At 58.5% G+C, this 19,892-nt stretch carries 19 protein-coding genes; 10 read left to right on the forward strand and 9 right to left on the reverse strand.

The genetic code is table 11. The features are described 5' to 3' along the window. Positions 1-15: 15 nt before the first annotated feature. From AACZ86_RS15305 to AACZ86_RS15315, 3 genes are all read left to right on the forward strand, one after another. Positions 16-1,296 (forward strand): cystathionine gamma-synthase family protein, encoded by a 1,281-nt coding sequence (locus tag AACZ86_RS15305; RefSeq protein ID WP_339694155.1) that lies wholly within the window; start codon positions 16-18, stop codon positions 1,294-1,296. A 101-nt stretch (positions 1,297-1,397) separates the two neighbouring features. Continuing rightward, positions 1,398-2,234, forward strand: a complete 837-nt coding sequence (locus AACZ86_RS15310; protein WP_339694097.1) for an HAD-IIB family hydrolase — start codon at positions 1,398-1,400, stop codon at positions 2,232-2,234. A 32-nt stretch (positions 2,235-2,266) separates the two neighbouring features. Then, positions 2,267-3,481 (forward strand): hypothetical protein, encoded by a 1,215-nt coding sequence (locus AACZ86_RS15315; protein WP_339694100.1) that lies wholly within the window; start codon positions 2,267-2,269, stop codon positions 3,479-3,481. Here the strand turns inward: AACZ86_RS15315 and AACZ86_RS15320 are convergent. Further along, positions 3,478-5,256 carry a sugar phosphorylase gene (locus AACZ86_RS15320; RefSeq protein ID WP_339694103.1) on the reverse strand — a complete coding sequence of 593 codons (1,779 nt, stop codon included), beginning with the start codon at positions 5,254-5,256 and terminating at the stop codon, positions 3,478-3,480. The two genes, AACZ86_RS15315 and AACZ86_RS15320, sit on opposite strands and share 4 nt — an antisense overlap. 117 nt (positions 5,257-5,373) lie before the next feature. Here AACZ86_RS15320 and AACZ86_RS15325 point away from each other — a divergent pair, with 117 nt between their 5' ends. Then, on the forward strand, positions 5,374-6,594 hold the full coding sequence (locus tag AACZ86_RS15325) for a glycerate kinase (RefSeq protein ID WP_339694106.1): 1,221 nt from the start codon (positions 5,374-5,376) through the stop codon (positions 6,592-6,594). Between the two features lie 245 nt (positions 6,595-6,839). On the opposite strand, the gene AACZ86_RS15330 is transcribed toward AACZ86_RS15325, so the two are convergent. The 4 genes from AACZ86_RS15330 to AACZ86_RS15345 all read right to left on the reverse strand — a co-directional run bounded on the left by AACZ86_RS15330 (position 6,840) and on the right by AACZ86_RS15345 (position 8,977). Continuing rightward, the gene (locus AACZ86_RS15330) at positions 6,840-7,313 is read right to left on the reverse strand and encodes a GreA/GreB family elongation factor (RefSeq protein WP_339694109.1); all 474 of its coding nucleotides are present in this window, start codon (positions 7,311-7,313) and stop codon (positions 6,840-6,842) included. Between the two features lie 3 nt (positions 7,314-7,316). Beyond that, positions 7,317-7,526, reverse strand: a complete 210-nt coding sequence (locus AACZ86_RS15335; RefSeq protein WP_339694111.1) for a hypothetical protein — start codon at positions 7,524-7,526, stop codon at positions 7,317-7,319. Between the two features lie 65 nt (positions 7,527-7,591). Next, the gene (locus tag AACZ86_RS15340) at positions 7,592-8,158 is read right to left on the reverse strand and encodes a DUF1993 domain-containing protein (protein ID WP_339694114.1); all 567 of its coding nucleotides are present in this window, start codon (positions 8,156-8,158) and stop codon (positions 7,592-7,594) included. A gap of 147 nt (positions 8,159-8,305) precedes the next feature. Continuing rightward, entirely contained in the window at positions 8,306-8,977 is a 672-nt protein-coding gene (locus AACZ86_RS15345) for an HAD-IB family phosphatase (protein WP_339694116.1), read from the reverse strand. A 115-nt stretch (positions 8,978-9,092) separates the two neighbouring features. Between AACZ86_RS15345 and AACZ86_RS15350 the strand changes: the two genes are divergently transcribed. The 4 genes from AACZ86_RS15350 (at position 9,093) to AACZ86_RS15365 (ending at position 12,637) form a co-directional block, all read left to right on the forward strand. Further along, positions 9,093-10,205, forward strand: coding sequence for an ABC transporter permease (locus AACZ86_RS15350; RefSeq protein WP_339694119.1), 1,113 nt, complete (start codon positions 9,093-9,095; stop codon positions 10,203-10,205). Next, positions 10,205-11,020: an ABC transporter ATP-binding protein gene (locus AACZ86_RS15355; RefSeq protein WP_339694122.1), complete on the forward strand. Its 816-nt coding sequence runs from the start codon at positions 10,205-10,207 to the stop codon at positions 11,018-11,020. Before AACZ86_RS15350 ends, AACZ86_RS15355 begins: the two co-directional genes overlap by 1 nt. Before the next feature lie 65 nt (positions 11,021-11,085). After that, a complete protein-coding gene (locus AACZ86_RS15360; RefSeq protein WP_339694125.1) occupies positions 11,086-12,033 on the forward strand; it encodes an MlaD family protein in 948 nt (315 codons plus the stop codon). A 13-nt stretch (positions 12,034-12,046) separates the two neighbouring features. Beyond that, complete coding sequence (locus AACZ86_RS15365; protein WP_339694128.1) at positions 12,047-12,637, forward strand: ABC-type transport auxiliary lipoprotein family protein; 591 nt, start codon at positions 12,047-12,049, stop codon at positions 12,635-12,637. A 17-nt stretch (positions 12,638-12,654) separates the two neighbouring features. On the opposite strand, the gene AACZ86_RS15370 is transcribed toward AACZ86_RS15365, so the two are convergent. After that, positions 12,655-13,734, reverse strand: coding sequence for an SAM-dependent methyltransferase (locus AACZ86_RS15370; protein WP_339694131.1), 1,080 nt, complete (start codon positions 13,732-13,734; stop codon positions 12,655-12,657). Continuing rightward, positions 13,727-14,593, reverse strand: coding sequence for a prolipoprotein diacylglyceryl transferase (gene lgt, locus AACZ86_RS15375; protein ID WP_339694134.1), 867 nt, complete (start codon positions 14,591-14,593; stop codon positions 13,727-13,729). The genes AACZ86_RS15370 and lgt overlap by 8 nt, the downstream gene beginning before the upstream one ends. Before the next feature lie 79 nt (positions 14,594-14,672). On the opposite strand from lgt, the gene AACZ86_RS15380 reads away from it, so the two are divergent. Together AACZ86_RS15380 and AACZ86_RS15385 are read left to right on the forward strand one after the other, a co-directional pair. Continuing rightward, a complete protein-coding gene (locus AACZ86_RS15380; RefSeq protein WP_339694137.1) occupies positions 14,673-16,382 on the forward strand; it encodes a class I adenylate-forming enzyme family protein in 1,710 nt (569 codons plus the stop codon). Next, positions 16,379-19,159, forward strand: a complete 2,781-nt coding sequence (locus tag AACZ86_RS15385) for a [protein-PII] uridylyltransferase (protein ID WP_339694140.1) — start codon at positions 16,379-16,381, stop codon at positions 19,157-19,159. Before AACZ86_RS15380 ends, AACZ86_RS15385 begins: the two co-directional genes overlap by 4 nt. On the opposite strand, the gene AACZ86_RS15390 is transcribed toward AACZ86_RS15385, so the two are convergent. Both AACZ86_RS15390 and AACZ86_RS15395 read right to left on the reverse strand, forming a co-directional pair. Then, positions 19,156-19,680 (reverse strand): YceD family protein, encoded by a 525-nt coding sequence (locus AACZ86_RS15390; RefSeq protein WP_339694145.1) that lies wholly within the window; start codon positions 19,678-19,680, stop codon positions 19,156-19,158. The genes AACZ86_RS15385 and AACZ86_RS15390 overlap by 4 nt on opposite strands. Continuing rightward, on the reverse strand, positions 19,680-19,892 hold a 213-nt coding region (locus tag AACZ86_RS15395), incomplete at its 5' end, for a ubiquinol-cytochrome C chaperone family protein (protein ID WP_339694149.1). The genes AACZ86_RS15390 and AACZ86_RS15395, both read right to left, overlap by 1 nt.

Genomic DNA, 19,892 nt, shown 5'->3' on the forward strand with positions numbered 1-19,892 from the left:
CCGGTTACGCGCCGGATGCCGAAGGCGCCGATCGAAAGAATTGGCGGGCGCAAGCTGAAGCCGGCGACTCTGATGATGGGTCACGGCTATGATCCTGAGCTTTCCGAAGGCGCGCTCAAGCCGCCGATCTTCCTGACCTCGACCTTCGCCTTTGAAAATGCCGCGGCCGGCAAACGCTTTTTCGAAGGGATTACCGGCAAACGCCCCGGCGGTTCGGACGGTCTGGTCTATTCGCGTTTCAACGGCCCCAATCAGGAAATATTGGAAGACCGGCTGAGTATCTGGGACGAGGCCGAGGATGCGCTGGTATTTTCCAGCGGCATGTCGGCGATCACCACGGTGTTGCTGGCCAACGTCAATCAGGGCGATGTCGTGGTCCACAGTGGACCACTCTATGCAGCGACCGAGACCCTGATCAATAAAATTCTAGGCCGTTTCGGCGTGACCTTCCTCGACTTCCCCGCCGGTGCCACACCGCCAGACGTCGCCGTGATGCTCGAACAGGCCAAGGCGCAGGCGGCTAGCAATGGCGGCAAAGTGGCGATCATCTATCTGGAGAGTCCGGCCAATCCGACCAACGCGCTGGTCGACATTGAAGGCGTTGCCCATGCTCGCGAGCAGGTCTTCGGCAGGGGGGAAGGCGCGCCGCCGATCGCAATCGACAATACATTCCTCGGCCCGCTCTGGCAGCAGCCGCTCAAACATGGCGCCGATATCGTGATCTACAGTCTGACAAAATATGTCGGCGGCCACAGCGATCTGGTTGCCGGCGGCGTGCTCGGCAGCAAGGCCCATATGGATCCGATCCGGGCCATCCGGAACACGATCGGCACTATCTGCGATCCCAATACCGCATGGATGCTGATGCGCAGTCTCGAGACGCTGGAACTGCGCATGACCCGCGCCGGTGAAAATGCCGAAAAAGTCTGCGCTTTCCTGCGCGGCCATCCAAAAGTCGACGGCCTCGGCTATCTCGGTTTCATCGAGGACGCGCGCCAGAAGGATATTTACGCCCGCCATTGCAGCGGCGCCGGTTCCACTTTCTCGGTCTTCATCAAGGGCGGCGAGGCGGAGGCCTTCCGCTTCCTCGACGCAATGAAAATCGCCAAGCTGGCGGTGAGCCTCGGCGGCACCGAAACACTCGCCAGCCTGCCCGCCGCGATGACCCATATCTCGGTTCCCGACGAACGGCGCGCTGCGCTCGGCATCACCGACAATCTGGTGCGCATTTCGATCGGTGTCGAAGACCCGGACGATCTGATCGCCGATTTCGACCAGGCGCTCGCGGCCGTCTGACCGACAAGCCAAAGCGGCTGCATTACGCCGCTTTGGCTGCAGATTAAACGGTTCTCCAGATTAGCGCTTTCCGGCTCGGGCCGGAATGCTATATCACGGCCATGGCAAAGCGACCCGTCTACCCCCTGATATTCACCGATCTTGATGGCACGCTGCTGGATCATCACAGCTATTCGGCGAAACCGGCTGATGCGCTGGCGCGGCAACTTCATCAGCAGTCGCTGGCGGAAGTCATACCGGTTACCAGCAAGACCCATGCGGAACTATTATGGTTGCAGCAGGAAATTCCGCTTCCTTTCTCGCTCTGCGTGACGGAAAATGGTTCGGTCATCCATGGTCCCGAAGCCGTTTTTGCCGGAGAGGGCGGTCGCACCGGCAGGATTACCATGGGTATCGCATATTCCGCGATACTGGATCAGATCGGCAAGCTGCCCGGCTCGCTGCGCAATCATTTCACCGGTTTTGCCGATATGTCTGTCGAGCAGGTTGTCGATGCAACCGGACTGGCATTCGACGACGCGAAGCGGGCGAAAGACCGTCAGGCGACCGAACCCTTTCTCTGGTCCGGCACGGACGGTGAACTGGAAACCCTTGCAACGACCGTCGCCGAGGCCGGTCTCCGGATTCAGCGCGGCGGACGATTCTATCATCTGACCGGCCATGCAACCAAGGAACAGGCAATGGGCCGGATCATCGATATGATTGCCGGACAAAAGCACGATTGCGATGTCGTTTCGATCGCGCTCGGCGACGGACCTAATGATCTGGCGATGATCGAGGCGGCTGATTTTGGCGTGATCATGCCGAACCCGCAGGGCGTGACCATTGTTTCGGCCCGGCCCGGCGTCCGCACAGCTTCCGCACCGGGCCCAGAGGGATGGGTGATCGCGGTGACAGAAATTTTGGCAGAATTGGGTTTAAACCTGCGCCAAAGCTGATTAGGCTCGTTGCTTCGCAATGAAGGACATATATGGCTGATTTTCATCAAAACGGTAGCATTTCGACGCTTCACAATCTGTCGGGCCGGTCAGTGGAATCGCTGGAATCCGATTTGATGGGTTTTCGCAAAGCCAATCCAATGGCGCTGGTATTACCGAGTCTGTTCTCCGAACTCGAAGGTCCCGCGCTCGAGAATATCGTCGATGAACTATGTCAGGTGCCTTATCTGGACGATATCATCATCGGACTGGACCGCGCCGACAAGGAGCAGTTTTCCTATGCGAAGCAATATTTTTCGCGCCTCCCGCAACGCCATCATATCCTGTGGAACAGCGGCCCGCGACTGACTGCGCTCGATAGCGAACTGAAAGAGCGTGGCCTGTCACCGGCGGAACCGGGCAAGGGCCGCAACGTCTGGTTCTGCTTCGGATATTTCCTGTCCGCCACCAACGCCCAGGTGGTCGGGCTCCACGACTGCGACATATTGACCTATAACCGGGAGCTGCTGGCACGCCTGATGTATCCGGTCGCCAACCCGACATTCCCCTATGTCTTTTCCAAAGGCTATTATGCGCGAACGACGGAGGAGAAGTTCAACGGACGTGTCGTGCGTCTGCTGATCGGGCCGTTGCTGGCCGCGCTCAAGAAAGTCTGCGAGCCCAATGACTATATCACCTATCTGAACAGCTTCCGCTACGCACTGGCCGGCGAATTTGCGATGGGCCGGCAGGTGGTCAAGAATATCCGCATCCCCTCCGACTGGGGTCTGGAAGTGGGGGTCCTGTCCGAAGTCTGGCGCAACCAGTCGACCAAGTCGATATGCCAGGTCGAGATTGCCGACAATTATGATCACAAGCACCAGTCGGTTTCGCATGACAATCCCGAAGGCGGCTTGTCGAAAATGAGCATCGACATCACCAAATCGCTGTTCCGAAAACTCGCCACCGACGGTCAGGTCTTTTCCGCCGGTACCTTCCGTACGCTGAAAGCGACCTATTTCCGGATCGCGCTGGATCGAATCGAGACTTTCTATAACGACGCGGTGATGAACGGCCTGACTCTCGACCGGCACGAGGAAGAAACGACGGTCGAACTGTTCGCGCAAAATATCATGACCGCCGGTGAAGTGTTTCTGGAATCACCGAACGAAACACCCTTCATGGCCAACTGGAACCGGATCAACAGCGCCATTCCCGACTTTACCGAACGGTTCAAGGAAGCGGTGCGGCTGGATAATGAAGATTAGCTCTGGGAAGACTCGGCCGGGTCGGGCGCCACGTTGCTGAACCAGACGGTCCGATAGGGCGACAGGCTGAAATCACCCTCGATGTCGGTGATGATATGGCCGGAAATCAGGTCCCACCATTGGTCACCGGCGATCAGATTGATGTCTGCCAGCGAGAGGATCTTTTCTTCACTGGTCACGTTGCTGATGGCAAAGATGCTCTGTGTCCGTTCCCGGCTCTGGCGCCAGATGCCGAACAGCCCCTCGGGCAGCGCCAGCGTGAATTGCACCGCATTGGGATGAAAGGCCGGCTGTTTCTTGCGGGTTTCGACCAGCGAGAGAAAACGGGTAAATACCTGTGCTTCGACAGTTTCCGGATCGGCCAGTTTCGCGGTAATTTGATCATAGTCCAGTTGGCGCCGGTTGATCGACCGGTTGTGGCCGGTCCGGTTGACCTCTTCATAGCCATTCGGCGTCGCCAGCAGGCTGTGAATATAGATCGCCGGGATGCCCTCCAGCGCCAGCATGGTCGCCATCGCTGCCATGAACCGCTCGATCTGATATTCGTCCGGCCCCTCCAGCGTCCCCTGCATCGCTTCGAAAAACGAGATGTTCATCTCATAGGGTTTCTCGGTGCCGCCCGGCCCGCGCCGCATTGAAACGCGGCCGCCAAAGCCCTGAATAGCGGCCAGCATCTGGTCGACCTCGCCCTGCGGCAGGGCGCCTTCGGTCGGACGCAGCCCGATCCCGTCATGGCTGGCGGTGAAATTGAGATAGGTACAGCCGGTCAGCGCCGGCGGATTGCTCCGCGTCAGCCGCTTCAGATAGAGCGCGTTGCCGGTCAACAGCGCATGGACCAGCAGCGGCGGCAGCGAGAAATTATAGATGACATGCGCTTCGTTCTGGTTGCCGAAATAGGTCAGATTCTCGTGATTGGGGATATTGGTCTCGGTGATGATGACCAGCGTCTCGGCATGATGATCCATAAGCGTGCGGAGCAGACGGATGATCTCGTGGGTTTCGTCGAGATTGATCGATGGCGTGCCGATTTTCTTCCACAGGAAAGCGACCGCATCGAGCCGGAAAATTCGCACGCCATGGTCAATATAGGCCGCGATGATCTTGACAAATTCGATCAGCAGTTCGGGATTGGTAAAGTCGAAATCCAGCTGGTCGCTGCTGAATGTGCTCCAGACATGGCGATCCCCGGACGCGGTCCGAAAGGGCGTCAGCAGCGGATGCGCGCGGGGCCGCACCACCTGTCCGAGATCGGCGGCGGGATCGGCGGTATAATAATAATCCTTGCCCGGCGCTTCGCCGGACAGGAATTGCTGGAACCAGACGGATTTGCTCGATCCGTGATTGATCACCAGATCGCCCATCAGCCGATAGTCGCCGGCGATTCTCTCGATGTCGGACCAGTCGCCCAGATCCTCGTCGACCGCGAGATAGTCGATCACCCCGAAACCGTCGTCACAGCTATAGGGGAAAAAGGGTAGGATATGCACCGCGCCGATGGTCTGGCCGATATGCTCTTTCAGGAAGCGGTGCAGCGTCCGCAGCGGTCGCTCGCCATCCGAGCGGATGGTGCCGCCATAGGTGATCATCGCGACATCGCTCTCGTCCCACAAATGCTTGTCTGCGATTTCCGAGCGCTGGATCATCAGGCTCTTGTCGGGCCAGAACAGTTCGACGATCCGTTCGGCCAGCGCCTCGCAATCATGATCGGGGTAGAGCGCGCCCAGATGCGCTGTCAGCCGTTGCAGAAGATGGTCGATAGTGGCGCGATCATTCATGGTTGCTCTGTCACTCCGAAAATCTTCTTGACCCCGGCGGAACAATCGGGCCCTTATTGTGCAGTGCATCAAACAACAAATCCCGATTCAATAAAAGCTTTTTTAGAGGATCTCTATTTGCAGGCGCTGCAACCCGCGCTGCCTGCCAACGCCATGCGCGATGTCCAATGGCCCCGGGTACCCGGCCGGACCTGTCTTCTTTCCATCGGCAAGGCGGCCACGCAAATGGCTGCTGCTGTTCTGGATCGCCTTCCGGAGGATGCCAACGGCCTGATCGTAACGCGGCAGGGCTATGTCCAGCCGGGATTCGCGCCGGATAATTTTCAGATCGTCGAGGCGTCGCATCCGGTTCCGGATTCAGTTGGAGCAGAAGCAGCGCAAACCGCATTGCACGCGGCAGATGCGCTCGGTGCAGATGATCTCTTGCTGGTCTTGATGTCCGGCGGGGCAAGCGCATTGCTCCCTGCGCCAGCCGACGGGATATCGCTGGCTGAAAAACAGTCCGTCACCCGTGCCCTGCTGCGCAGCGGCGCGCCGATCAGCGAAATGAACATGGTGCGCAAGCATCTTTCGGCGATCAAGGGCGGGCGGCTGGCGGCGAGAGCCTGGCCGGCGGCAACCCATATGATTGCCATTTCCGATATTCCGGGCGACGATATCGCGATGATCGGGTCGGGGCCGACGGTCGCGGACAGCTCGACCTGCGCCGAAACTCTCGCCATTGCCGCGAAATATGCGATTGATCTGACTCCAGCGATCAAAAATCAACTGCTGTCGGGCGCGCTCGAAACCCCGAAAACCGGCGATCCTGACATGCAGCGGGTGACGGCTGACCTGTGCGCGCGACCCGCCGACATGTGTGCTGCTGCGGTCGATGCCGTCATTGCCATGGGCTATGAAGCGATCATGCTCGGCGACGCGCTCGAGGGCGATGCATTGGAACTCGGGAAGGACCATGCCGCGCAGGCGCTTGCACTCAAGGCGAGTGGACGCAAGGCGGCGCTGATATCAGGTGGCGAGGCGACCGTGACCTTGCGCAACCGCAGTGGTCGCGGTGGCCGGTGCACCGCCTATCTGCTGGCCTGTGCGCTGGCGTTGGAGGGCGAACCGGATATTTGCGGCTTTGCCGCCGACAGCGACGGCATAGACGGTTCGGAAGACAATGCCGGTGCCTTTTTGTGGCCGGGGATATTGGAAATGATGGGCGGAGCCGATCAGGCGCGTCAGTTGCTCGAGCGGGACAATAGCTATCTCGCCTTCGAAAAGGCTGGCGCTCTGCTGATGACCGGACCATCCGGCACCAACGTCAATGATTTGCGGGTGATTCTCGTCGGCTAGGATGGGGCTTTCCTACAGCAGTGCGGATCGCTTATCCTCGGAACCGGCTCTTTGACATCCCCGCGGAAAACTAAGTCATTCTCCGCGACTTGCCGCGCGCCGACCGGATATCCATCCTTCTGGAAGATTACACTAGGTATCCGGTTGGTGAAGGGAATATCCCAGAATTCTCGGCGTTTCAGGCAAAGTTGACAGAAAATAAAACCGGGCCTTTGTGTAAAGTTTCTTCTGAACAACCAACCGTCTTATGTCGGCGGGACCGCCTCGACCGACAGAATTTCAATCGCATCCTCTTTGCCGGAAAAATCACCATAGTCGCCGGGCTCAAGTCCCATCAGCGCCCGGCTGATGGGTGCGGAAAAAGACACCAGCGCGCTGGCCGGATCGGCTTCGTCGTCACCGACAAGCGAGAGCGTTTTCTCTTTGCCGTTAAGCAGGAAGGTCACTCTGGTGCCGAATTCGACCGTGGTACCGCTCGGCACCGGCGGTTGCTCCGCCGTCGATTGTCTTGTGTTCCAGTAGCGCAAGTCGCGCTTCGCGATCTTGAGCGCGACCTCGTCGTCGGTCAGCCCGGCAACCTTTGACTGCAACTCGGCCACGCGGTCCTTGATCAGCTGCAGCCCGCGCGCCGTGACCAGATTGGGTCCGACGGGGATCGGATGCTCGAACTTGGGTTCGAGATGCTCGTCATCACCTTCTCTGCGGAAAGCAACGCTCATCGGTCAGGTCTTGGGTGTCTTGGGCATAACCCAGATCGAAACCGGCGCGACAAATTTGCCATGCGCGGGCGTGCCGATATCGATCCGCTCGGCGGTGACCAGTTCACCGCTCTCGAGGCTGAAGGAGGCCCAGGGTTTGGGCATGCGGCCAAAGGTCATTTTCTGGATCGGCTGACCGGTGGCGCTGTTCATGATAGTTGCGATAATTGCCATGCCGCGCCGCTTGCGATGGATGCGCCGGACTGTCAACTATATGGTGACGCCCTGCAGTCCTGCCATCAGCCTTTTGGCATCGTACCCGGCCGTATATAGGGAAACATGTGCGGAATATAATCGGCTTTGCCGAGTTCTACTCCTTCGCTCCGTAATATCGCATAGGCGGTCATGATGTGGAAATAGAACTGGCCAAGCGCCCAGTCGCGGGCATATTGCTCGGCGGTAAGGTCAAACACGATGCCAATCGGAAGCGCGTGCGCGACGGGTTCGTTCGGGTCCTTGTCGAGCGCGTCCGGGGCGAGACCCTCCAGCAACGCGAGGGTCTCATCAATCCGCGCCTTTGCATTCGCGAAAGTACCGGGCCGTTCTGCCGCATCACGCCCTTCATCGAGAAGCTCGCCGATCAAAGCAGGGAAGACCTCTCCCTTCAGCCGGAACACCGCTTCCTGCGCCTGCACGCAGGCAAAGCGAATCTGGGTGGACAGCGGGAACATGTCGGGCGCGAGGCGCGCAGATAGCAGCGCTTCCGAATCAGTATCGGGAAGCTGGGACTGCGCCTTGTCCAGCCACCCGGCGAGCGCTTTGAGCATTTGTGTATAGGTCGGTACGAGCAGCTTCGTGAATGACATGTCTTCCTTACTCCGGGGTGGAATTTCCAGGTGGGCAATCCGGTCCATTTGATTCATCGCCGCTCGGCTGTCCACAAAAATCAGATTGGCGGGCAGTGCGGAACAAGTCGCAGGCCCTTGGTTCCAAGGCACAGCGTCGCTTTCGGTTCAGCGCCAGTCGACGATTTTCCAGCCGCGCTGTTCGGCCAGGCGGTGGAGTTTTGGCGTCGGCGTTGTCGCGATTGCCTCGTCGGCAAATTCCAGCATCGCCTGATCGCTGACATGGTCGGAATAAGCGCGGACATGGGCATCGGTGCGCTGCCAACCCTGCTTGGCAAACAATGCCTCGATCCGGCCGATCTTGGCATCATCATAGCAATTCTCGCCGATGATCTCCGGTAGCACGCGCCCTTCGCCGTCGACCACCAGCTGCGTGCCGATCAGATGGTCAAAGCCAAGACGGCGGGCGATGGCTTCGGCATAAAGTTCATAGGATGCTGTCACCAGCACCAATATCCGCTCGTCAGCGCGATCTGCTTCGACCTGATCAATCGCTTTCCGGTGACGATTGGATTGCAGGACCTTGTCGGCGAAGTTTTCGATATGCGGTTGCAGGGCCGAAAGCTTGGGGCTGCTACCGAGCAACATTCTCTGGTTGAAGGTTTTCAATTGCCCGCGGCTGATAAGCTTGAGCCCGTAAGCGGCGAAGGCAAAGGGCAGGATCGGCAGGAAAATCAGACGCCATGGCGCTCTGGCAAAGACCATATGGAACAGGAATGGCGTATAGGTTCCGCGCACGGTAATCGTCCGGTCCATGTCGTAAAGTGATATTTTCTGCATGCCGTCCCGAAGTTCCTGTTCGCGCCGTCCTTAGCAGTCAGGCTGTGAAAGCACCAAATATTTGAGCAGTTTAATCTCTTGAGCTTTGTCGCAATTTCGGTCACCTATAGATGCGATGTCGATACCCAGCGATTTTGTCGAAGAGACAGCCGAAGATGGTGCGGTTACGCTGCATTTTTCCGGCGACCTTTCGATAGCCAGCGTGGGCGACTTGCCCGAACGGTTGCGCTCCTATGCGGGTGAAGCAACGCGGCTGGATATTTCCGGTACAGGCTATGTAGACACGGTGGGGGCCTGGCTGGTCCACAGGACAGCGCGGGATATGGAAGCCGAGATTGTCGGCGCAAATGACGATGCGCAGCGGCTGATCGCGGCAGTCGCCGGTGCTGATCAGCCAACCGACATACGGCCTGAACCGCTCAACCCCGTGATCCGTGTGATCAGCGAGGTCGGCGAGGCGACAAGCCTGGCCTTCACCACATTGACAGGACTGATCGGCTTTTTCGGCGCGATCATCGTCGGTTTTTTCCGATTGGTCCGCCACCCCGGCAGGATAAGATGGAATGCGGTGATCCAGCGCTTTGATGTCGTCGGCGTTCGTGCCCTCGGCATTGTCGGCCTGATGAGTTTTCTGATTGGCCTGGTGATCGCGCAGCAAGGCGCGGTTCAGTTGCGGCAGTTCGGCGCGGAAGTGTTCACCGTCAATCTGGTCGGGCGTCTGACGCTGCGCGAACTGGGCGTGCTGATGACCGCGATCATGGTGGCGGGGCGGTCCGGCTCGGCCTTTGCCGCGCAGATCGGCACGATGAAACTGACCGAAGAAATTGACGCGATGCGCACCATCGGCGTGTCGCCGATCGAGGCGCTGGTGTTGCCACGCTTTCTCGCCGCCGTCTGCATGCTGCCGCTACTCGGCTTCTACGCCTCGATCGTCGCGATAATCGGCGGCGGTCTGCTCAGCTGGGTCGAACTCGACATCCCGCCGGCAACTTTTTTCGCCCGCATCCGCGAGGTGGTGCCTCTGACCGACGTCTATGTCGGACTGGTGAAAGCCCCCGTATTCGGAGCGGTCATCGCCGTGACCGGCTGTTATCAGGGGATGCAGGTCAAGGGCAATGCCGAGGATGTTGGCAAACGGACCACAGCAGCAGTTGTTCAGGCGATCTTTCTCGTCATCGTGCTCGACGCGTTTTTCGCAGTCTTCTTCAGCTGGATCGGGTGGAACTGATGCGCGAGTCGGAGACCATCGCCTATAATCCCGATTATGACGGCCCGATCATCAGCGTTCGCGGTCTGCGCAACAGCTTTGGCGAGCAGGTGGTTCACGACAATCTTGATCTCGATGTGCGTCGTGGCGAAATTATCGGCGTGGTTGGCGGATCCGGTACCGGCAAATCGGTATTGATGCGCTCGATCATCGGGCTGCAGACGCCGAACGAGGGCGAGGTCGAGGTTTTTGGCCAGCATATATTGGGCAAATCGGATGCCGAGACGATCGAAATTCGCAAGCGCTGGGGTGTGCTGTTTCAGGGTGGCGCGCTATTTTCGACGTTGACCGTGGCTGAAAATGTGATGGTGCCGATCCGCGAATTCTATCCCGACATGGATCGGGACTTCCGGCGGGAAGTCGCCAAATATAAAGTCTGTCTTTCCGGACTGCCGCCCGATGCGGCGCCGAAATATCCTTCCCAGTTATCGGGCGGGATGCGCAAGCGGGCCGGTATCGCACGGGCGCTCGCGCTCGATCCCGAACTATTGTTTCTCGATGAACCGACCGCAGGGCTGGACCCGATCGGCGCGGCCGCGTTCGACAGCCTGACCAAGGAATTGCAGCAGACCCTCGGGCTGACGGTGTTCCTGATCACCCATGATCTCGATACGCTGCACGCAATTTGTGATCGGGTCGCAGTGCTCGCCGACCAGCAGGTTATCGCGGTTGGTACAATCGATGAATTGCTCGCGCTCGACCATCCCTGGATACAGGAATATTTCAATGGCCCGCGGGGCCGGATGGCCTCTGCCGGAAAAAAGATGCTAGGATGAGAATGATCAACCGGTTCAGAGAATTGTTGCAGCTGGCGAGACCGCTTGTCATAGAGGTGAAATAGATGGAAACGCGCTCCAATCATATCCTTGTCGGTGTTGTCACTTTGGTGATGCTGGCTCTTGTGGCCGCCTTTCTGGTGTGGATCGTTCGCTTTGGCGACGGTGCGACCAAGCAATATGATATTTTCTTCTCCCAGTCGGTTGGTGGACTGGCATCGGGAACCGGCGTCACTTTTGCCGGCGTGCCCTCGGGACAGGTGATCAAGGTCGAACTGTGGAAGAAGGACCCGAATTTTGTGCGCGTTCGTATTGCCGTCAGTGAGGATACACCAATTCTCGAAGGTACCACCGCCACCATCCAGAGCGTGAGTTTCACTGCGCCGCCCAATATTCAGCTCGACGGGGCAAAAAAGGGCGCACCACCGATTACCGAAAAGGGGCCCGAAGGGGTGCCGGTGATTCCGACCAAGCCGGGTGCGCTCGGCGAATTGCTGAACAGCGCTCCGCTGGTGGTAGAGCGACTGGCGACCCTGACCGACCGGCTGACCTTGCTATTGTCGGATGACAATCAGAAATCGATCAGCGGCATATTGGCCAATACCGACAAATTGACCGGCAGTCTGGCGCAACAGGCGCCGGGTCTGGAAGCGCTGATGGAAGAATCACGGATCGCCATTCGCAATGCCGGCCAGACAGCCGAGAAGTTGGGCCTGGTAGCGGATAATACCAATGCTTTCCTGACCAATAACGGTGAGCCGGTGGCGAAAAATCTGGCCACAACATTGGATTCCGCTTCCAAGAGTCTCCTTGCTCTGGAAGGCGTGTTGAAAAATGCACAGCCCGGTGCCGAGCGTTTCTCGAAAAAGACGCTGCCGGAAATCGACCAGCTGGTCGAGGATATGCAGGCGCTGACCAAATCGATGACCAAGGTTACCGAGCGGCTGGATCAGGGCGGGGCCGGTTCATTATTGTCGGCGCCAGCGCTACCGGACTATGAGCCAGGAAAATGAAGGGGCAGATATGATGAGCAAATTTTTGAAAGCCGTCGGTCTGCTGGCCGCAACAACAGCGCTAAGCGCGTGCGTTAGTTTTGGCGGCGCTGAACCGCCACCGTCGCTGCTATCGCTGTCGCCCGACCAGAAGCTCTCGGCCGGGGCTGTGCGGAGCGGAACGCAGGCCGGTTCACTGGTCGTCGCGTTGCCGGCTGCACCACAGAAGCTGAACACTATCCGGGTGCCGGTACAGACCGCTGGCACGGGCATCGCCTATTTGAAAGATGCCGTGTGGGTCGACAAGCCGGCACGCCTGTTTCAGGATCTGCTCAGCGAAACCATTGCGGAAAAGAATAACCGGCTGGTGCTGACGGCAACAGAAGCTGGCGGTAACGCGCAAACCTATATCACTGGCGAACTGGTCGATTTCGGCCTCGACGGCCCCAGCCTGACCGTCACCGTCACTTATGATGCGGTCAAAATGGTTACGGACAAGCCGGTCGAGAAGAAGCGTTTCCAGGCCAGTGAAAAGGTCTTTGCTGCCGAACCAAATCCCGTCGGGGAAGGCCTGAACCGGGCCGCCAATAAAGTGGCTACCGAAGTCGCCGCATGGGTTGGTTAGCAGTCTAGCAACAGCCGCTATTCCTCACCGTAGCTGAAGCCTTCGGGTTCCGGCCAGTCTATCGGGGTCGCCGCCATTACCCGGAACAGGCAGCCCATCTCGTCGGCATGGGTCAGCCGCTGGTGCGCCGCCCGGATATTATCTGCCTGTTTTGGCGTCGCGTTGATCAACGCTTCTGCGCGCTGGTCAATCCCGAGCGACTTCAACCACTGGCCCTGTTCTGCGGGGCCATGTACCGCCAACAGCCGCGTTCGCGCGATATTGGCCAAAGTATGAAAATCGACATGGGCGGTGAGATCCGATGCTCCCGGACTGTCAAACGGGCTGATCGGCATATGGTCCTTGACCGCCTGCAAAGTGCTGCCGGTTCCCGGACGCGCATAGCCATAATCGATGATCAGCAATGTGCCGCCCTGTTTGGCCAGACGATTGGCCAGATCGCCGGCCAGTTCGACGCTGACCGGAGAGCGTTCCAATATCGTGCCATCGGGAAAGCCGCTCATGCTGCTGCCAATCCGGTCCTCCGCCACTTCGGAACTCGGGATAGCGACAAATTTGCTGCGATCGCGCGCGACCATCTGCCGTCGCCAGCCGCCGGTTGTCGCGACAAATTGCTCGATCGGCAGCGCGTCAAAAAATTCATTGGCGACGACCAGCAGTGGTCCGTCGCCCGGCAGGCTTGCTATATCGTCATGCCATATCGCTTCGGGATGGACCTCCGCCTGTTTGGCTTTCAGGACCGGGCTGGTCTCGACGAAATGGACCATCGGCGAGCAGCCGAATTTGGCGAGGGAGCGCAGCGCGTCACTGGCCAACGTGCCGCGACCCGGTCCCAGTTCGACATAATGGCAATGGTCGGGCGACCCTTTACGCAGCCATAGATCGGCCAGCCAGATACCGACGATTTCGCCGAACATCTGGCTGATCTCGGGCGCGGTGACGAAATCACCCTCTTCGCCCAAAGGGTCCTTGCTGGCGTAATAATAGTCATTGGCGATTGCCATATAGTCGCCCAGCGGGATCGGACCTTCACGGTCGATCCGGTCGGCGATTATATGCGCTGCACTGGGAGGGTCCGTTTTGATGCCGTCAGGCAACGCTCTTGTCTCCGGCCACTGCCTCGATGCGCGTGCGCCGGGCTTTGGCGGTGAACACCAGCCAGGCGCCCAGCAATATCATCGGCACGGTCAGCCATTGGCCCATGCTGAAGCCCGATTGCTCGACCAGCCATGTAAGCTGGGCATCCGGTTGACGGAAGAATTCGACGGTAAACCGGCTCAAGCCGTAAACCAGCAGACCGGTACCAAGCAGCTTGCCCGGCTGATAGCGGGCATCCGTTTTCCAGAAGAGCAGCGACAGGATGACGAAATAGAGCAGGCCTTCGAGGCCCGCTTCGTAGAGCTGGCTGGGATGGCGGGCGACTTCGCCGCCCATCGGGAAAATGACGGCCCAGGCGACGTCCGTTTGCCGTCCCCACAGCTCGCCGTTGACGAAATTGGCCAGCCGTCCGAAGAACAGGCCGAAGGGGATGACGCAGGCGATATAGTCGCACATCCGCAGAAAATTGAGTTTCTCCCGCCGCGCGCTCCACCAGAGCGCGAGCACGACGCCGATTGTACCACCGTGCAGCGACATGCCGCCTTTCCATACCTCGAATATTCGGATCGGCTCTTGCAGGATTTCGGGAGCATAGAAAAACACATAGCCCAGTCGGCCGCCGACGATGATCCCGAGCGTCGCCCAGAAGATCAGGTCATCGGCGTGGCGACGGGCCATTGGCGAGCCCGGCTGCGCCACCAGCTTGCTCAGATACCAGTAACCGATCAATATCCCGGCAAGATAGGCCAGCGAATACCATTTGAGCTGGAAAAAACCGAGATCGAGTGCGTTGGGAGACAGGCCAAGCTCCTCAAAGCGCGTAAACTGTGCCGCATTGGCCAATATAATATCAATCAACTCTTTTCCCCGCGTGGTTTCCTGTCCATATAAAGGGAAATTCCCCTTTACCAAGAGGGAACAACGGGAGACTAGAAGAATGGCGATTTCTGAACTTGACTTGGCAATCGATAAAACGATGGCGGCATTGACCCAACCTGGTCAAATGCTGGAGCTCGACACGATCAATAAATTTGGTGTCGACATGCCGGTGTTCAAAAATGCGCCGCAGAATGTAGCGGATTATCTGGCCTATTTCTCGCATCAGAATGCCGACAAGGAATTTCTGGTCGATGGCGACATCCGCCTGACCTTTGGCGAAACCTATGCTGCCGCGCGTGTTCTGGCTGGCGGACTGGTCGAAGGCTATGGCGTTCAGAAAGGTGACCGGATCGGTATCGCCGCGCGCAATTCGGCCAACTGGATCATCCTCGACATGGCGATTACCATTGCGGGCGGCGTTTCGACGAAGCTCAACGGATGGTGGCAGGGTGATGAACTGGCCGACGGCATCGAGGATGTCGGCTGTCGCTACGTCTTTGCCGATTATCAGCGGGCTCAGCGCCTGGTCGAGTCGAAACGCAACCACGGCGCCGAACTATTGGTCTTCGAACATGACAAATTGCCTCTCGAAGGGCTGAAAGTCATGCTGGAAAAAGGTGGTGGCGCGGAGACGCCGATGCCGCAAATCGGCCCCGAAGACAATGCGACGATATTATTTACCTCCGGGTCCACTGGTCGCTCGAAGGGCGCCTATGCCGAACATCGCTCGGTGGTACAGGGTGCCATGAGCTATGTCGGCACGGTATTGGTGCTGGTGCAAATGATGACTGCGGCCGGTACGATGCCGGAAGGGCAACCGACCGCGATGGTTTGCGTGCCGCTGTTCCATGTCACCGCTTCGGTGCCGCTGGTTCTGGTCAGCTATGCCATCGGCCGGAAACTGGTATTCCTCAACAAATGGGATGCCGAAGAGGCAATGCGCCTGATCGAAAAGGAACGGGTCACCTATTTTGTCGGCGTGCCGCTGATGAGCATGGAAATCTATTCGCATCCGCATTTTGACAAATATGATCTCAGCAGCTGTGTCACCATGGCCGCAGGCGGTGCGCCGCGTCCGGTCGAGCATGTCCGGCGGATCAAGGAGAAAATGGGCGACGGTTTCCCGGTCATTGGCTATGGCCTGACCGAAACCAACGGTGTTGGCTGTTCCAACCAGAATGAAAATTATCTCGCCAAGCCGGAAAGCACCGGCCGGGCAACGCCGCCGATTGTTGATGTCGCGATCCTGGATGATGACGGCAACAAGATGCCGCAGGGGGAGCGGGGCGAAGTCTGTATCCGTACCGCTGCCAATTTCACCGGCTACTGGAATAACGAAGAGGCCACCCGCGATGCCTTCACCGAAGACGGCTATTTCCGCACCGGTGATATCGGTTATCTTGATCCCGAATCCTATCTCTACATTGTCGACCGCAAGAAGGAGATCATCATCCGCGGCGGCGAGAATATCAGCTGTCAGGAAGTGGAAGCTGCGGTCTATGCAAACCCGGCGGTCGCCGAAGCCTGTATTTTCGGCGTTCCCGATGAACGGTTCGGGGAAGTGCCGGCACTCGTCTACCACATCAAGGAAGGCCATAGTCTGACGGACGAAGAGCTGCTGGAAACGCTCAAGCACCAGCTTGCGCCCTATAAAATGCCGGTACATGTCTGGCAATATGACGAACCGTTGCCGAAACTCGGCACGGCAAAAATCGCCAAAATCGTGCTTGCGAAAAAGCATCGTGACGAGCTGGCAGCGACTGGATGAATATACGCACCGATATTCCAGCTGCGCCGGCGAATCCGGGGACACGGATCGTCCGGCAGCGGGATATTATCAATCGCCGTGCGCTGGCTGAAAAGATCGAGGAGCTGATTGCCGAACATGGCATGCCCGACGCGCGGGCAAAAATCCTTCCGATCCTGCAGGAAGCGCTGGCAGATGGACGCGCGGAGATCAGCAGGCGTCTGTTGAAAAAGCCGTCTGCCGGCCATGAAATGGCGGCAGCCCAGTCGTTTCTGGTCGACCAGCTGGTGCGGCTCATTCACGATATCGCGGTGCAACACCAATATCCGGTCGGCAACCCGTCCTCGGGCGAACGGATCGCGGTGATGGCGGTCGGCGGCTATGGCCGGGGGGAAATGGCACCGCATAGCGATGTCGATATTGCATTTCTGACCCCGCACAAGGCTACCAGCTGGACCGAACAGGCGGTCGAAGCGATGCTCTACTGGCTCTGGGATCTCGGGTTGAAGGTCGGGCAGAGCAGCCGCTCGATCGACGAGATGGTACGCATGGCGAAAGGGGATCTTTCGATCCGCACGGCGCTGCTCGAAGGCCGCTATATCTGGGGTGACACCGGCGTCTACGAAGACGCGAAACAGCGTTTTTTCAGCGAGGTTGTCGCTGGCACCGATAGCACATTTGTCTCCGAGAAACTGGCCGAACGCGATGTCCGGCACATGAAAATGGGCGACAGTCGCTATGTCGTCGAGCCCAATGTCAAGGAAGGCAAGGGGGGTATGCGCGATCTGCAAACCCTCTACTGGATTGGCAAATATATCCACCGGGTGGCGTCGGCCGAGGATCTCGTCGATGTCGGCCTGTTGACCGCAGACGAATTCAAGCGCTTTCGCAAGGCAGCCAATTTTCTGTGGGCAGTCCGCTGTCACATGCATGACATCACCGGCCGCGCTGAAGACCGGCTGACTTTTGACCTGCAGCCCGAGGTGGCCCGGCGGATGCACTTTGCCGACCGGCCGGGTAAATCCTCGGTCGAGCGGTTCATGCAATATTATTTCCTGAACGCAAAAGTTGTCGGCAATCTGACTGGTGTGTTCCTTGCCCATCTCGACGAAACCCATAATGCCGGGGTGCGCCGGTTCCTGCCGTCGCTAACCCGCAAGCCGAAGAAGCTGAAGGGCTTCGTCCTCGATCGTGGCCGGCTGGCCTTGCCGAACGAAGAGTTTTTCGAGGAAGACCCGGTACGGCTGGTGGAAATCTTCTGGCTTGCCGACAGGCACGAGCTGGAAATCCATCCGATGGCAATGCGGGCGGCGCGGCGCGATGCCAAGCTGATCGACAACAGGGTCCGCAAGGATTCGCGCGCCAACAAGCTTTTTCTCGATATACTCTGTTCGCCGCGCGATCCCGAGCTGGTGCTGCGCTGGATGAACGAGGCCGCAATCTTTGGCCGTTTCATCCCCGATTTCGGTCGGGTTGTAGCGCAGATGCAGTTCGACATGTACCATCATTACACGGTCGACGAGCATACGATCCGCGCGATTGGTCTGCTCGCAAGGATCGGCAGGGGTGATCTGGCGGGTGACCATCCGAACAGCACCGCCACCATGGAAAAATTACAGAACCGGCGGGTGCTGTTTGTCGCCACCTTGCTGCACGACATCGCGAAGGGACGCGGCGGCGACCATAGTGTTCTGGGTGCGGAAGTGGCGATGAAGCTCTGTCCGCGACTGGGCCTGAAACCGCATGAAACCGAATTGGTCGCGTGGCTGGTCCGCAACCATTTGCTGATGTCGGCAGTGGCTTTCAAACGCGACCTCTCCGATTTCAAGACCATCCAGGATTTTGCCAGCCAGGTAAAAAGCGTCGAGCGTCTCCGCCAGCTCACCGTGCTGACCGTCGTCGATATTCGTGCGGTCGGACCCGGCGTGTGGAACAGCTGGAAACGGCAGTTGCTGACCGATCTGTTTGAAGCGGCGGAGGAAATGCTGCTGCTCGGTCACAAACAGCGCGGCCGCAAGGAACGGATCGACGAGAAAAAGGCGGTTCTGGCCGAGGCGTTGAACCTGCCCGACGCCGACTTCAAGAAACTGGCCAAGCGGTTCCCCGATCCATACTGGATCGCCGAACCCGATGATGTGATTGCACAAAATGCGCAGCTCGTGCTCGATGCCGGGGATACCGACCTGGCGATTTTTGCCGATATCTATGCTGAACGCGGCGCCACGTTGATCACGGTCTATGCCGCCGATCATCCGGGATTATTCTATCGTATTGCGGGCGGCATCCATGTCTCTGGCGGCAATATTATCGATGCGCGCATCCACACCACCCGTGACGGCATGGCGCTGGACAATTTTCTGGTTCAGGACGCGCACGGAAAGCCTTTTTCCGAAAAGGCTCAGCTGGACCGGCTCAAGGAAGCGGTCGAGGATGCTCTGGCCAACCGGTCCAAGCTCTCGACCAAGCTCGACGCCCGCCCGCTTACCCATTCGCGGGCAGGGGCCTTTGCCATCACGCCATTTGCGCTGGTCGACAATGACGCGTCCAACCGGTTTACCGTGGTGGAAGTCAACGCACAGGACCGTCCGGCCTTGCTCAATGCGCTGGCTTATGCCCTGTTCGAATCGAAAGTGACCGTGCACAGCGCCCATATCGCCACCTATGGCGAGCGCGCGGTCGATACATTCTACATCACCGATTTGCTGGGCGGCAAGATCACCAGCAAGCAACGGCTGAACGGGCTGCAAAAACGCCTGACCAACGCCGCGGCGGCCAAGGTCGACGAGAAGGCTGACTAGCCGAGCTTGTCCTTCAACGCCGCGAGAGCGCCAAAGGGACCGGCTTCCGCTTCGGATTTCAGTCCTTTCTTGCGGGCAACCTCATCGGCATTGGGACCGCGCGGAAAGGGATCGAGCGAAAGATAGAGCGTTTGCGCAATGGCTTCGCCGAGATCGATCTGCGCTTGCTCATATTCGACGATATCGCATTCGTCTTCGGTCAGTTCGATTTCTTCCTCGAGCTGTTCCGGATCGGGCTTGGGGATGAACAATATTTCAAAAGTATCGCGAACCTGTACCGGGATGTCTTCGCCGGTAATTGCGCAGCTCTGGAGCAAATCGGATTCGAGCTTTCCGGAGAAAGCTATCCCGCGTTCGCCACCCAGCAGTTTGTAGCTTGCCGTCAGGCTCGAAATTTCTGGCAAATCGAATCTTGATGCCAGAGCGCTTCGCTCTTCGGCGCTGGCCGTGAGCTTGCCGGTCTTGGGCTTCGAACCAATTTCGGACAGTTTGACGACGCAGGAAAATTCAGGTGCGTCCATTATAGAGCCGCTCCGCTGTCCGGGATGTGGCCCGCAATGATCTCGTCGGTTTTGCAGCCTTGCAGCGCGGCGTGATAAGCGGTGATTCTCTCCGCAACATAAGACAGCGCTCCATCATCCGGTCTCTCGCCACGAAAAATATTGCGCAATAGCGCGTCTTGCAGGTCCGCGCCATTTTCCAGCGCTTCGCGATAGGCACCGACCCGGCCGCC

It is taken from the genome of uncultured Parasphingorhabdus sp., from assembly GCF_963975735.1.
Lineage (GTDB): Bacteria > Pseudomonadota > Alphaproteobacteria > Sphingomonadales > Sphingomonadaceae > Parasphingorhabdus.